Annotated in this window: 11 protein-coding genes and 4 pseudogenes; 8 read left to right on the forward strand and 7 right to left on the reverse strand. The window is 64.2% G+C overall.

Annotation, left to right across the window (positions count from 1 at the left end; genetic code table 11):
- From MKK88_RS13730 to MKK88_RS13745, 5 genes and pseudogenes are all read right to left on the reverse strand, one after another.
- The coding region (locus tag MKK88_RS13730; protein WP_409566660.1) for an IS701 family transposase at positions 1-873 on the reverse strand (873 nt) is incomplete at its 3' end.
- A 349-nt stretch (positions 874-1,222) separates the two neighbouring features.
- Positions 1,223-1,408, reverse strand: coding sequence for a hypothetical protein (locus MKK88_RS13735; RefSeq protein ID WP_244000550.1), 186 nt, complete (start codon positions 1,406-1,408; stop codon positions 1,223-1,225).
- A gap of 40 nt (positions 1,409-1,448) precedes the next feature.
- Positions 1,449-1,616 (reverse strand): annotated as a pseudogene (locus tag MKK88_RS34285) (hypothetical protein); the annotation flags it as partial.
- 139 nt (positions 1,617-1,755) lie between these two features.
- Positions 1,756-1,911: a hypothetical protein gene (locus MKK88_RS13740; protein ID WP_244000552.1), complete on the reverse strand. Its 156-nt coding sequence runs from the start codon at positions 1,909-1,911 to the stop codon at positions 1,756-1,758.
- Positions 1,912-2,744: 833 nt separating this feature from the next.
- Positions 2,745-3,496, reverse strand: a pseudogene (locus MKK88_RS13745) (IS5 family transposase).
- A 341-nt stretch (positions 3,497-3,837) separates the two neighbouring features.
- On the opposite strand from MKK88_RS13745, the gene MKK88_RS13750 reads away from it, so the two are divergent.
- The 7 genes and pseudogenes from MKK88_RS13750 to MKK88_RS13780 all read left to right on the forward strand — a co-directional run bounded on the left by MKK88_RS13750 (position 3,838) and on the right by MKK88_RS13780 (position 11,785).
- Positions 3,838-4,896, forward strand: a complete 1,059-nt coding sequence (locus MKK88_RS13750; protein WP_244000554.1) for a glycosyltransferase family 2 protein — start codon at positions 3,838-3,840, stop codon at positions 4,894-4,896.
- Between the two features lie 478 nt (positions 4,897-5,374).
- A pseudogene (locus MKK88_RS13755) lies at positions 5,375-5,675 on the forward strand (transposase); the annotation flags it as partial.
- A gap of 60 nt (positions 5,676-5,735) precedes the next feature.
- Positions 5,736-6,719: pseudogene (locus MKK88_RS13760) on the forward strand (IS481 family transposase); the annotation flags it as partial.
- Between the two features lie 214 nt (positions 6,720-6,933).
- Positions 6,934-7,263 (forward strand): CsbD family protein, encoded by a 330-nt coding sequence (locus MKK88_RS13765; RefSeq protein ID WP_244000556.1) that lies wholly within the window; start codon positions 6,934-6,936, stop codon positions 7,261-7,263.
- A 142-nt stretch (positions 7,264-7,405) separates the two neighbouring features.
- Positions 7,406-7,693 (forward strand): MTH1187 family thiamine-binding protein, encoded by a 288-nt coding sequence (locus tag MKK88_RS13770; RefSeq protein ID WP_244000558.1) that lies wholly within the window; start codon positions 7,406-7,408, stop codon positions 7,691-7,693.
- A 373-nt stretch (positions 7,694-8,066) separates the two neighbouring features.
- Positions 8,067-10,385 carry an FdhF/YdeP family oxidoreductase gene (locus MKK88_RS13775; protein WP_244000559.1) on the forward strand — a complete coding sequence of 773 codons (2,319 nt, stop codon included), beginning with the start codon at positions 8,067-8,069 and terminating at the stop codon, positions 10,383-10,385.
- A 50-nt stretch (positions 10,386-10,435) separates the two neighbouring features.
- Positions 10,436-11,785, forward strand: coding sequence for a pentapeptide repeat-containing protein (locus MKK88_RS13780; RefSeq protein WP_244000561.1), 1,350 nt, complete (start codon positions 10,436-10,438; stop codon positions 11,783-11,785).
- Between the two features lie 200 nt (positions 11,786-11,985).
- On the opposite strand, the gene MKK88_RS13785 is transcribed toward MKK88_RS13780, so the two are convergent.
- Positions 11,986-12,456: a MarR family winged helix-turn-helix transcriptional regulator gene (locus MKK88_RS13785; RefSeq protein ID WP_244000563.1), complete on the reverse strand. Its 471-nt coding sequence runs from the start codon at positions 12,454-12,456 to the stop codon at positions 11,986-11,988.
- Between the two features lie 114 nt (positions 12,457-12,570).
- Positions 12,571-14,016, reverse strand: coding sequence for an L-seryl-tRNA(Sec) selenium transferase (gene selA, locus MKK88_RS13790; protein WP_409566661.1), 1,446 nt, complete (start codon positions 14,014-14,016; stop codon positions 12,571-12,573).
- A 209-nt stretch (positions 14,017-14,225) separates the two neighbouring features.
- Here selA and MKK88_RS13795 point away from each other — a divergent pair.
- Positions 14,226-14,393, forward strand: a 168-nt coding sequence (locus tag MKK88_RS13795) for a sugar phosphate nucleotidyltransferase (protein ID WP_244000567.1), incomplete at its 3' end; no start/stop codon positions are given.

The following is a 14,393-nucleotide window of genomic DNA, read 5'->3' on the forward strand; positions in this document are numbered from 1 at the left end:
CATCCGAACGCGCAGCGCGCAAAAGCGAGCCCGCAGCCGGCCCTTGGTGCCGCGCCGCCAGGTCACAGATCGGCCGGTCATGTCCGCGAGGATCGTCTCCGCTGCGACCGAGACCTGATCCGGGACGTGACGCTTGCGCGGTCGCCCCCGTCCCGCGACGGGGAAGATCATCGTCACGTCGGCCGGGTAGACCTTGTTGCGTCCCGAGATCCCGACGGCCCAGCTCAGGCCACGCGCGCTCAGGGCCTGCCGGAACGGGGCGGACCCATATCCTGCATCGGCCAACACACAGCCGAAGCGTACGCCGCCCTCCCGGACCCGATCGATCTCCGCGACCGCGATCTCCAGCTTGGTGCGGGCCGCGCGCAGGCCCTCGGGTACGCCGGTCGATACCATCCGATCCGGGTCGCTCGTCCAGCTCTCGGGCAGGAACAGCGCCAGACCGACCGCGACAGGGACCTCGCCACGCGCCAGCGTGAGCGATACCAGCGTCTGGCAGTTGGCGGTCTTGCCCAGCGTCGTGGCGTATTGCGGCGCCACCCCGACCGAGCGGTCGCCCTTCTTCGGCAAGGCGGTGTCATCGACGACCAAGACCGCATCCAGGCCGCCGACGAGGCGATCGGCCTCGCCGAGCAGCGCCCGCTGCAGCGGCGCCGCATCCCAGATCCCGGCCGCGATGAAGTGGTGCAGCCGGTCGTAAGGGATCCCCTCGGCCCGGGCCGCCATCGGCTGGACGCTCTTGCGATCACCGAGACCGATCAACCCGGCCACATAGAGCGGGCACATCGCCCGGCGTGCTGGATGGGACAGTCCCGCAAGAAATGGCTGCAGCCACCGATCCAGATCCTCATGCCATCCGCCAGCACCGGACATCGCGCGCACCCAAGCCCATGGCCGTGGCATGCGAATCCGCGAAAACCTCCCGCGTTCCTTCAATCTGCCAAAGTAGTGCTAAGGCATCATACCAATTGACGGTGATGACGACTCACGGGGTTTTCGCAGCGCGGCAGCCGCGATTCGATCGGGCGAACCAAGAGGGCTTGCCATGTCCGCTGCTATGTCCCAGTGCGTGGATTTAGCTTCCGGCGATCTCTGGCGACTGTCCCGGGCGAGCCGAGACGCCGACCAGAGTCGCCGGCTTCTGGCATTGGCTGCGGTCTACGACAGGCGGAAGCCGCACGGTGGCGCCGAGGTTCGGCGCTGTGAGCCTACAGACGGTGCGCTACCGGGTGCTGTCCTTCAGCGCAGACGGTCCGGCGGGGATGATCGACCGCACGGCGCCGCCTCCCAAGCTGGACGCGGCGCAGCGACGGGCGCTGGCATGAATCATCGAGAAGGGGCCGGGCTTGGCATCGGCCAGCATGCAGCCGAGGCGCACGCCGCCCTCCGGGACCCGGGCGATCTCCACGACCGCGATCTCCAGGTTGGTGCAGGCCGCGCGCGAGCCCTCAGTTAGCCGGCGGATTCCATCCGATCCGTTTCGCGCCTCCGGGTTTCGGGTAGAAGCAGCGCCAGACTGCGCGTCCGGGGACCTCGCCGCGCGCCAGCGTGAGGGAGACCAGCATCTGGCAGTTGGTGGTCTTGTCCAGCGTCGTGGCGTATTGCGGTGCGATCCCAACCGAGCGGTCGCGCTTCGTTCACAACGTGGCCTCATCCTGAGCATGTCGAAGGATCATCGACGACCAGGATCGCATCCATGCCACCGAGGAGGCGATCGGCCTCGCCGAGCAGGGCCCGCTGTAGCGGGGTGTGATCTCAGATCACGAACGCGATGAAGTGGTGCAGTCGGACGCAGCGGATCCCTTCGGTGCGGGCCGCCATCGGCTGGACGTTCTTGCGATCACCGATGCCGCTCACCCAGCCACACAAAGCGGGCCCATCGCCCGGCCGCTGGATGCGAGAGTCCCGCAAGGAAGGGCTGCAGCCACCAATTCAAATCGGCACGCCATCCGCCAGCACCTGACATCGCGCGCACCTACGCTCGTGGCCGTGACAAGCGGCTCCGCGACAATTTTCCGCGTTCTTTCAATCTGCCAAAGTCGCGCTGGTGATCTGAGTCAAGATCCTTTGGCAAAGGCGCTTGTTCGAGTGCGCTGCAAGTTGCGGTGAAGTAACTGGATCTCGCGCGAGGCGAGCGCGTATTTTTTCGCCCTGGTGGAACTCGTCCGCCGGTCGCCGTCACGATTGGTGTCATTGACGATCACCAAGCGGGCTTCCGGCGTTGTCCTATAACAGCAGCAGGGTGAGGCCGGTCGCTCTGATTCGACTTGGTCAACGTGGCCTTTGCCGGCGACGTGTCCGGGCCTGCGTATCTTTGGCTGGCTGGGTTCAGGCCGAACACACGCACGCTTCACGCTGGAACCGCGGGAGCAGGCGCCACACGAACATCATTAGATCCAGCGCAGCGGGCTGAAGCGTCGTTCGGGTCAACGGTTGCGCAACATCAAGCGGTGGGAGGGAGCCGGTATCGACTCGTGATTCCGCGATGTCGGCGAACACTTGGACAATGCATCTACAAAAAGATCATCGGTCTGCTGAAGGCGTCAGTAATCCATAAGCGCGGAGCTTGTCACTCCTTCGCGGCGGTCGATCGTGCGACGGTGGACGGCGGCCGGTACGCTCGCAACGCAGCTTCGTTTCCGGGTCCTACCAGGCTAGATCGTGAAGACCGCAAGCGCCGCGAGCGCAGCCAAACGTATGACCTTGGAATCGCTGGAAGATTGAAACCTAGGTAGGAGGACCATTCAGGTCCCTGCGATCGCACAGGAAACGAGGGCGACGCCTTTGAGGTCGTTACGGGCCACGCGGTCCTATCGGGTCACGACGCGCCGCCAGTTCTTGAGATGACCAAATAGGCACTCGATTTGGTTCCGCCGCCGGTAGGCGATCCGGCTGTGCTTGTAGGGCACCGTCCGGGTGGCCGTGGACGGGATGGTGGCGATCACGCGGTGGCTCTGTAGCCAGTCCCTCAGGCTCTGCCCATCGTAGGCTCTGTCGGCGATCAGGCGCTTGGGCGGCACCACGGCTTGCACCCGAGCAGCGCCATGCTGATGTCGGCCCGTTGCCGGGCGTCAGGGCGAATAGAATCGGCTGGCCACGACCATCGGCCAAGCAATGGATTTCGCTTGTGAAGCCGCCGCGCGAGTGCCCAACGGCCTGGCTCCAGGCTACCCCTTTCCGTCCGTAGCCGAGCGGTGGGCCTTCACGTGCGTTGCATCGCGCATCAGTTCGTCGCGGAGAGGATCTGCAGCAGCGATCCTGGCAAACAGCCGCTGCCAGATTCAATATTAAGATCACCTGTTGTAGCGGTTGTAGATCCTCGTGTGTGAGCCGTAAGCGGAGGGCGTATCCTGCCAACGGCAGCCGACCTAAGCACGTGCAGGATGCCTGAAATGATCTGCCGGTCGTCCTTGCGCTTGGGTCCAGGCTGGTCCTTGGGCATGAACGGCTCGATCACCGCGCACTGCTCAACCCAGAGCGCGAACGGGTTCGTCATTGCCAACTCCAGGCTGCAAAATGGCCATCTGGGATCACAAACCGGCAAACATCGCAACAGCTTGGTCCGGCTCACGCCCTAGACACCTGAGCTCAATTCTCTAACCAAATCTCCAGATCTCGAGCCAAGCGCATCGAATATGACTCGTTGAACGAGACATTTAGGGAGTATCTGTGAGGCAGTTGGAGATCTTGTCAGCTGCCTCATAACGCACAGGGGATGATCGTGTCGTCTGTGCAACCTTCTGTTTTCCCATCGTCAAACTACCGATCGAACGAGTTGATTGTGAGGAACGGCGCGCGCGAGTTTTCAGACCCGATTAGATATGGTATTTCGAAAATATGCTGAACAGATTGCACCCCGCTTCCGCCACGTCCAGAAAGGTAGCTGAAACGCTGCGCGGCACTTGCAATGTACACTCACTTTACGCTGCTACCAAAGCGCATATCCGCCGCCTTTTTAAGTCTCGAGAAGTTGACGCAATCAATCTGAAGTTGGATGGACTGAGGAGCGCCAACTATGTCGTTATCATGGTCGTTCGCAATGAAATGAGAAGGCTGGAGCATTTAATTAAGTACCACCAGCAAATCGGCTTCGAGCATTTTATAGTGGTGGATAATGCTTCTACTGACGAAACCGTTGAAAGACTGGCGAAGTTCCAGGCTGTAAGTCTTTTCAAGGCCACGGGAAGCTATAAAAATTCGCGGTTCGGCATTGATTGGATAAATTATTTATCTTCTAAATACTGCGTTGGAAAGTGGGTTCTTCACATAGATGCAGACGAATATTTTGTTTACCCGGGCGCGGACACAATGGGCATCGATACGCTCGTTAGCGATTTGAAATCCCAAAACCGGGCATCAATGCAATGCCTGATGGTTGATATGTATAGCGAAAATTCCACCGAAGACAATGTTGTTCTTGATGGTGAAAACCCGCTCGATGTCTGCCCTTTTTTCGATAGAAACGGGTATTATTACGAATACGAACCAACTACAAATACGACCTGGATCAAAGGCGGTGTGCGAAGCCGCATTTTTTTCTCTGATACGAAGGACGGGCCGGCTCTCAACAAAACGCCGTTGGTGTTCTGGAAATCTCATTATGCATTCCTCAAATCAAGTCATCAGCTCTGGCCTTATCACCTGAACGGATATCCCGAAGAAAACGTTTGGCGTCCTGGCGGCGCCCTGCTTCATTTCAAGTTTTTGTCTGATTTTGATTTTAAAGTCGCAGAAGAAATCGGGCGCAAGCAACATACCCAGGAGTACACTTCATATAACGTCGCGCGTAAAGTTAAAAGGGAAACCAAATACTTCGATCCTGATGTCAGCATCCCATTCAAAAACTGGAATAGTTTAAGCAAATTATCAGCCTTCAATCGATCAAAGCTACTATGAGCGATTAAATATTCATAAAGCACCGAGCGATAAACGATTTTGCGCGTAACGCCCCATTTCTATCGGTATCGTATCGGCGTCATTTAGATTGGTACTTAGGAACGTTAGACCCAATATTTTGTTGATGCAATCGAAGGAGTCTACTCGCTGGCGCGGCTCATTGCCTTTTGATAAGTCTGCCCGAGGCAAAACAGAGCGGTGTTCAACGCGTGGATCAAACAAATTTGCGCTGTGACCGCTGCGGTGGATTATATTCCACGCAAATACTTGTTTCTGCCCGCAAACTTCTTAAGAAAATTTCAAGCAAGTCAAGCTCGTTATTGTATCACTTGGCCATGGCATTATAGCGACGTCGCCGAAGGTGACCTCGGGTACGAGCATACGCTCGACGTAGGCCTGTGACGTTCTCCCACCGCTTCGGACCCACGTGAGTGCGAGTTTTCCGGGTTTGTAAGCCCCTTCCGGGAGGAGCAAAACCGTGGAGAAGAGCAAGTTCACTGAACAGCAGATCGCCTTCGCGTTGAAGCAGGCCGGGACCGGCACGCCACTCTCGGCGGTGCTGCGCCGGATCGGCATCTCCGAGCAGACATTCTCCCGTGGAAAGAAGCTGTACGAAGGCTTGGGGACGGGCGAACCGAGGCGGCTGGAGCAGCTCGAAGACGGGACCTGTGAGGTCCAGCAGCTGGCGGCCGATGCGAGACTAGACAATCACATCCGACAGGATGTGCTCACCAATACGTTCTGACGCCTGCTCGCGACGCGGTCTCATACACCAGATGTGCAGTCCCGCAATGTGATGGTGCGTCATAGACGTTGCCGCGTCAGGCGGAGGGTACATTGTGGCAGGAGTTCTTCACGGCAGCGCCCGAACGACGCCGCGTGCCTCATTCTGAGCGTGTCGAAGGACGAGCCGAGCTCCAAGCGTCGTAAGAATGTCGCCGCGCCCTTGCCGCTGCGTATGGCCTGAACCCGAAGACGGTCGCCGAATGGCGCAGGCGGGGGGGACGACTGACGCTCCGATGGGTCCGTAAAAGCCCAAGCGTCCCGTGCTGACGCCAGCCGATGAGGCCATCGTAGTCGAGTTCAGGCGTCGGACGCAGCTGCCGCTCGACGATATCCTAGGCTGCCTCCGCAACACGATCCCGAACTTGAGCCGCTCTATCCTGCACCGGTGCCTACAACCCCACGGCATCTCCCGTCTTCCAGGGGCCGAAGCAGTGCAGACCCGCAAACGCTTCAAAACCTTTGAGATCGGCTACCTGCATATCGACAGTTGAGAGTTGCGCCACACCGACGGCATTCTGACCATGGTTTAAGCCATCGACCGGGTTTCGAAGCTCAACGACGTCAAATCCCACGATAGTTCCGTCAAAATGGTAGCCGCGGCTCTCCTCAGGGACGCCGTGGCGGCCTTCCACTACAGTACCCACACGGTGCTGACCGACAACGGCATGGCATTCGCAGACCTGCCCAAGAACAGGACTGGACCAAGCCGACAGCTCCTCGGCCCGCACATCTTCGATCGCGTCTGCATCGAACACGGCATCGCGCATCGTCTGACCAAGGCATACCATCTCGGTGCCAATGGGCAGGCTGAGCGCGTGAACCGGACGATCATGGATGCGACCGTCAAGGCCTTTCACTACGAAGATCTGGCAAGCTTGACGGCGCACGTCCTAGCCTTCGTCACGGCCTACAACTTCGCCAAGCACCTCAAGGGGCTTCGCTGGACGACCCTATTCCCAACCATTTGTCACGCCTGAACCAAAGGCCCAGACCAGTTGAGGATCAATCCGCACCACCTCCTCCCGGGACCATACACCCAGGGTCGGCCCCGACCGTCTCGCTGGTTACGCGTTCGGCCAGGATGCATGCTCCGAACTGATGGTGGCGGGTGACCAAATCCAGAGGGGGGTACCGCTGCAGCAGGCGACCTGAACCGTCAGCGCATACGCGTCGTCGCCTTCTCTCCGACGGCGGTGACGACGGAACGACCGGTCGGGCATCGGGTTCAGGATCACGTCATGGGAGGACATCATGGTCGACACAGACAGGATCACAGGTGCCGCGCGGGAGCTTGGCGGCAAGGTGCAGGGTGCGGTCGGCGACACCACTGGCTCGTATCGCGGCTCGATCGAGGGGCGGCGGCAGGAAGCACAGGGCACGGTCGAAAACCTTTACGGCCAAGCGAAGGACGTAGTCCATCACGCCGCCGACTCGATCGCGCACCAAGCCGAGGACGTCTACGAGCAGGGTCGCCATTACGCATGGGAAGGCCACCAGAAGTCGGTCGCGTGGCCCCATGCGTCGCTCGTGGTCGCCGGGCTGGTCGGCTTGGGGTTCGGGCTGCTGATCAGCAAGCTCTGACCATCCACGGCCCGTCCCGATCGCGGCGGTCCCGAGCCTCGATCACGACGCGCGTCGCCAAGGGTCACGCGATGTGCCTTGACGAACAATGCGCGCCCGGTCCCGATGCGGGGCACTCGCCATTCATCGGAGAAGCACCGCCATGAAAGTATCCGCCGACCTGTGCATCGTGCCGATGGGCGTCGGCCCGTCGGTGTCACCCTACGTCCGGGAAGTCAAAGCGATCGTCGAAGCGAGCGGTTTGACCGCCACGATGCATCCCAACGGTACCAACATCGAGGCTGAGTTGTCGGAGATCTGCGCGCTGGCCGAGCGGTGCGAGGCGAAGCTCGCCGAGATGGGCGTCCAGCGGACCTTCTTCACGCTGATCTTTTCGACCCGCCGGGACAAGGACCAATCCATGGCCGACAAGCTCGCCGCCGTCTCCTGATCGCCGCCGCGCGGCGCAGTGAACCGCGCGGCCATCGGTCGTCAGCCGCGGCAGATGCCGCCGGTGGGATCGTGCCCTTCGTGGTCGCCGTGGTGGTTGCCGTGGCCCTCGGCGCGGGCATCGCAGCAAGAAGCCTTGCCCTCCTTGGACATCGCCTCGCGGGCAGGATCGCTCGCAATCCTGGCAGGCGCACGTCACCATCTCGACGTCGACGCTGGCCCTGTTTCTCCTCCCTGCGGTTTGTCCGTCAGTAGACGATCCCTCGGGCGCATCCGGAACCGAGGGCAGACAGACGCAGTGACGCGCCGGTGATCCGACTCGGCCCTCGTGCGTTCCTCACATCCGGTCGCTGATAGACTGGACGGAGGACGGCATGGCCGAGCAGGAGACGGGTGAGGTTCGGATCGAGCCCTATGACGGCCCGGCGGGTGGCTGGGGCTCGGCCCGGTCGCTGGTCGAGATCCTGACCCGGGAGGGCGTGCCGATCACCGGCTCGGCGTTGCTGCTGAAGCAGAACAAGCCGGACGGGTACATGTGCACGTCCTGCGCCTGGGCGAAGCCCGCCAAGCCACTGGCCTTCGAGTATTGCGAGAACGGCGCCAAGGCGACCGCCTGGGAGCAGACGCGCCACCGCGCCACCCCGGATTTCTTCGCCGCCCACACCGTGACCGAATTGCTTGGCTGGAGCGACTACGCCCTGGAGGAGCAGGGCCGCCTCACCCACCCCATGCGCTACGACCCCGAGACCGACCGCTACCGACCGGTTTCCTGGGGCGAGGCCATGGCCGAGATCGGCCGGGAGCTGAAGGCCCTGCGTGAGGCGGATCCCCGATCGGTGGTGTTCTACGCCTCCGGCCGGGCCTCGCTGGAGACCAGCTATATGTACGCGCTGCTGGCGCGGCTTTACGGCAACAACAACCTGCCGGATTCCTCCAACATGTGCCACGAGCCGACCTCGGTGGCGCTGCCGCAATCGATCGGCGCCCCGGTCGGCACGGTCCTGCTGGAGGATTTCGAGACCACCGACCTGATTCTGTTCTTCGGCCAGAACGTCGGCTCGAACTCGCCCCGGATGCTGCACCCGCTTCAGGAGGCGCGGCGCCGGGGGGCGCAGATCATCACCTTCAATCCGCTCCGCGAGCGCGGCCTGGAGCGCTTCACCGATCCCCAATCACCCGTGGAGATGCTGACCCGCTCCTCGACCCGGATCTCGACCCAGTACCATCAGGTGAAAGCCGGCGGCGATCTCGCGGCCCTCACCGGCCTGTGCAAGGCGCTGCTGGCGATGGACCGCGAGGCCGAGGCGGCGGGCAAGCCTCGGCTGCTCGACCACGCCTTCATCGCCGAGCACACGCACGGCTTCGAGGATTTCGTGCGCTTCTGCGACGGCCAGGACTGGGTTGCGCTCGAGCGGCGCTCCGGGCTGAAGCGGCAGGGGCTTGAAGCCGCGGCCGCGGTCTATGCCCGTTCCAAGGCGGTCATCGGGATCTACGGGATGGGCCTGACCCAGCACCGCAAGGGCACCGAGACCGTGCGGATGCTGGTCAACCTCCTGCTCCTGCGCGGTAATATCGGCAAGCCGGGCGCCGGGATCTGCCCGGTGCGCGGGCACTCGAACGTGCAGGGCCAACGCACCGTCGGCATCACCGAGAAGCCGGAGCTGGCCCCCCTCGACAGGCTCAAGGAACTCTATGATTTTGAGCCGCCGCGCGAGAAGGGTCTCAATACGGTCGAGGCCTGCGAAGGCATCCTCGACGGCAGCGTGAAGGCCTTCATCGGACTCGGCGGCAATTTTCTACGGGCGATCCCCGACACGGGCCGGATGGAACCGGCTTGGCGCCGGCAGCGCCTGACCGTGCAGGTCTCGACCAAGCTCAACCGCTCGCACCTCGTCACCGGGGCGGTGGCCTACATCCTGCCCTGCCTTGGCCGCATCGAGATCGACCAGCAGGCGGGCGGGCCGCAGGCGGTCTCGATGGAGAGCTCCACCGCGCAGTTCCACGGCTCCCGGGGAGCCTCCGAGCCGGTTGGTCCGCACGTCCGTTCCGAGCCCTGGATCGTCGCGGAACTCGCCAAGGCGACACTGCCGGCCAACCCGCGGATCGATTGGGATTCCTGGGTCGCCGATTACGGCCGGGTGCGCGACGCCATCGAGGCAACGTACCCGAAGGTTTTCCACGACCTCAATGGTCGGATGTTCCAGCCGGGCGGCTTGGTCAAGCCGCTGGGCGCCCGGGACCGGAAATGGGAGACGGACACGGGCCGGGCCAATTTCGCGGTGCCGGAGGGCCTTGAGGCCGACCCGGATCTGCCGGAGCGTGGACCGGAGATCCTCGATCTCATCACGCTGCGGTCGAACGACCAGTTCAACACCACGGTCTACGGTTACGATGACCGCTTCCGTGGCGTGAAGGGCACCCGCGCCGTGCTGTTCATGAACCGGCAGGATATCGCGCGACTCGGACTGACGGATGGTGGCGGCGTCGACGTGGAGACCGAAGCGGGCGATCGGGTGGAGCGGCGGGTGACCGGCCTCCGGGTGGTCGCCTACGACATCCCCGAGGGGAATTGCGGGGGCTACTATCCGGAGCTGAACGTCCTGCTGCCGCTCTGGCACCATGACGAGCAGTCGAAGACACCGGCCGCCAAATCGATCACGGTGCGGGTGACCGCGTCGACACGCCCGATCTGAGGGAACCAAGGCGTCTGGCGCGCGGTCGCTCTCTCCGGCAAGGAACCGCCATGGATCAGGCGACACCACCGGACGCGCAGCTGCGCGCCTTCCTCGATCGGATCGCCGCGGGATCGCCCGTGCAGGAGGCCGGATGCGACCTCTCGCATCTGAGCGCATCCCGGGACGCGCTTGCCGCGGCCGGTTTCGGCGAGGGCCAGGGTGCGGACCCTGAAACGGGCGGCCTCCCCCTCGCGGAGGCCGACCTGTCCCGGGGCCACATGGAGGAGGCCGATTTCTCCGCGGCCAACCTGCGGCGGGCCAATCTCGTGGGCGTGGTCGGGCGCTCCACCCGTTTCACCGGCGCGATCCTGGAGGCGGCCGACCTCTCCGACGCGGATCTGTCGGGGGCGGATTTTTCGGGCATCGTGGCGGGTCAGGTACGGTTCGCCGGCGCCATGTTGGAGGATGCGCGGTTCGGCCAGGCCGCGATGCGTTTCGCGGATCTGTCCGGCGCGCTCCTCGACGGGACGGATTTCGCCGGAGCCGATCTTTGGGGCGCGGACTTTACCGGGGCTGACGCGGACGACACCGTGTTCCGCGGGGCGCGGCTCGACGAGGCCAAGCTCGCCGACGCCAATTTGACGCATGCCGATTTCGCCGACGCGAGCCTCGCTAAGGCGTCGCTGGCGGGCTCGCGCCTGCGGGGGGCGAACTTTTCGGGGGCGAAGCTGGACGGGGCCGACCTCTCGGGGGCCGACCTCTCGGATACCGACCTCGTGCGCCTGAACCTCGCTACGTGCCGCCTGCGGCATGCACGCTTCTCCGGGGCATGGCTCAACGGGACACGGATGAGCGTCGAGCAGCTCGGTGGCGCGGTCGGCGAGGAAGTGGCGGAGGCCTTCGAGGCCGCGCAGGCGAGCTATCTCGCCCTGGAGCAGAACTGGAAAAGCATCGGCAGCCACGACGCGGCGAGTTGGGCCTACAAGCGCGGCCGCCGGATGGGCCGGTTCCATGCCGGCCAGCAGGCCCGCGCCGCCTGGGACGCGCGGGACTGGACCGGCGCGCTGCGGCACGGCTACCGCTGGAGCGCGGACCGGTTCGTCGAATGGCTGTGCGATTATGGCGAGAGCCTGTCGCGCATCGCCCGGGCCTTCGCGCTGCTGATCGTGGTGTTCGGCGGTCTCTACGGCCTGACGGGCGGCCTCATCATCCTGGAAGGGCCGGAGGCGGGGCCAACCTACAACCCGCTCGACCTCCTCAGCTACAGCGCCCTCAACATGATGACCGCGAACCCGCCGGAGATCGGCCTCAAGCCCACTGGCCGCGTCACCAACCTCTTGGTCGGCCTCGAGGGCGCAGTCGGCATCATCCTGATGGGGCTCTACGGCTTCGTCTTGGGCAACCGCCTGCGGCGGTGAGGGCTGAGGAAAGCAGGGAGCCGCTACCCTGCACTTCCCGTACTGGATCCCGGATCAGATTCCACTGACGCTCCATCGGTCCGGGAAAAGGGAGCGCTCGAGAATGAAGCTCGCCGCCCTTTCCCAAGGGCATGCAGCGTCAGCGGAATGCGACCTGGGACCCAGCACGGGGCCCGCCGCGAAGCGGCTCATTCGATCCCTCACTCACCCACGCTGAGCCGCTCGATCAAGAGGCTGAGATCCTTGCGCAGGGCCCGGATCTCCGGTTCGCTGAGTTCGAGCTGACACATCACGGCCTCGCGGACCGAGACGGCGTCCGCACGCAAAGCCGCGCCCTCCGGCGTCAATGCGATCTCGACCTCGCGCTCGTCCGACTGGCGGCGGGTGCGCAGGAGGAAGCCCGCTCCCTCCAGACGCTTCAGCACCGGCGTGAGCGTGCCCGAATCCAGCCGCAGCCGCCGGCCGATCTCCGAGACCGTGACGCCGTCCTGCTCCCACAGCACGAGGAGCACGAGATATTGCGGATAGGTCAGCCCGAGGCGCTCCAGGAGCGGCCGGTACGATTTCGTCATCCGGTGCGCCGCCGCGTAGAGCGCGTAGCAAAGCTGATTGTCGAGGAGGAGCGGATCGGTCTCGCGCTCAACCTCTGCTATGTCTGCACTCTGCACCATATCGTTCGCCTATCGCGGTCCAGGCACCGCATCTCTCGACCGCGACCGCGGGCTTGTCAGTATACCACAACACGCGAAGCCGGCACACGAACTCCGACGATGGGTTTCAAACCCTCAACAGGCTGGTTCGGAGCGTGACACAGGCCGCCCGATGGCCGCGAGGCTCTCGAGGAATCCAGCCTCGTCCTCCAGCGTGCGCAGGTCCAACAGGAGCGCGTCGGCGCTGATGCGGCCGATCACCGGGACAGGCAGCGCGCGCAGGCGCTCAGCGAGGCGCTTGCACCGCCCCCCCGCCCCACGCCGCGTCGATCCATCCTCCGCATCCGGGGTCAGCACCAGGGCCGCGCTGGGCAGGGTCTCCACCGGCAGAGCGCCGGACCCGATCTGGCTGATGCAATCCGCGACAGCGACCCCGGCCCAGCCGGCGAGTCGCTCCGCCACCGCGGAAGCGAGGCGCTCCGCCTGCGCTGCGATCGCCGCCCGATCCCGGGTGAGCAGCCGTAGTGTCGGCAGCTCGTCGGCCAGCCGCTCGGGATGCAGATAGAGCCGCAGCACCGCTTCGAGCGCCGCGTAGGCCATCTTGTCGACCCGCAGCGCCCGCTTCAACGGGTTCTTGCGCACCCGGGCGATCAGATCCTTCCGGCCCGCCACGATGCCGCACTGCACTCCGCCCAGCAGCTTGTCGCCGCTGAAGGTCACGATATCGGCCCGCTCCAGGGCCGTACGGACGGTGGGCTCGGGGGGCAGGCCGTAGGCGGCGAGATCGACGAGGTTGCCGCTGCCGAGGTCATCGGCCAGCGGCACGCCGCGCTCCCGACAGAGGGCGTAGAGCGCCTCGGGATCCGCGGCGGCGGTGAAGCCCGCGATGGCGTAGTTGCTCGGATGCACCTTCATCACGAGGCCGGTGCGCGGGCCGATCGCCTCGGCGTAGTCGCGCAGATGGGTGCGGTTGGTGGTGCCGACCTCGCGCAGCCGGCAACCGGCCCGCACCATCACGTCCGGCACCCGGAACGAGCCGCCGATCTCCACGAGCTCGCCGCGGGAAACCACGACTTCCTTGCGCATCGCCAGCGCGTTCAGCACCAGGAGGACGGCCGCCGCATTGTTGTTGACGACGATTGCGGCCTCGGCGCCGGTCAGGCGGCAGATCAGGGCCTCGACATGGTCGTCCCGCTCGCCGCGGGCGCCGGTCGCCAGATCGAATTCGAGGTTGCTCGCCTGCACCATCACGGCGGCCACCGCCTCGGCGGCCGAGCGGGGCAGCAGGGCACGTCCCAGATTGGTGTGCAGCACCGTACCGGTCAGGTTGAAGACCGGCCGCAGGGATGGGCGACGCTCGGCGGCGAGCCGCTCAGCCGCGGCGGTTTGGATCGCCGCCTCGTCCGGCACGGGGCCGCCCCCGGCCCGGATGTCGGCCACGACAGCGCGGATCGCCCCCGTGAACGCCGTGCGCCCATAGGCGGCGAGAGCCTCCGGTGGCGCGCCGCCAACCAGGCGCTCCACGGACGGGATCCGCCGCGAACCCTGCGCCGCATCGTCAGGAATTGAACGGAGTCGCATAGAGGAAGACATTGCAGCACCAGAGATAACGTTGTGGGCGCCTCGGTTCAGCCTGGGACGACCGTGGATAATCCGCGCAGGTTGTTCCGGCCGCGGTGCGACGTTAAGGGCAACTTTGGAAAACGGGGGTTTCGGCTTACCGCAATCTTGCGGCTCGGTCTGGCCCGCGCGATCACGCCACCACTGCAACCCGCCGCGGGAGACGTCCCATGTCCCGATCTTCTGCCCCGATTTACCCGATGATCCTCTGCGGGGGGACGGGGACGCGCCTGTGGCCGGCCTCGCGCGAGAGCATGCCGAAGCAGTTCGCCAAGCTGGTGGACGCGAAGGTCTCGACCTTCCAGGCCAGCCTGGAGCGCGTTGCCGACGCGGGCGTG

It is taken from the genome of Methylobacterium sp. E-005 (assembly GCF_022829725.1).
Taxonomy (GTDB): Bacteria; Pseudomonadota; Alphaproteobacteria; order Rhizobiales; family Beijerinckiaceae; genus Methylobacterium.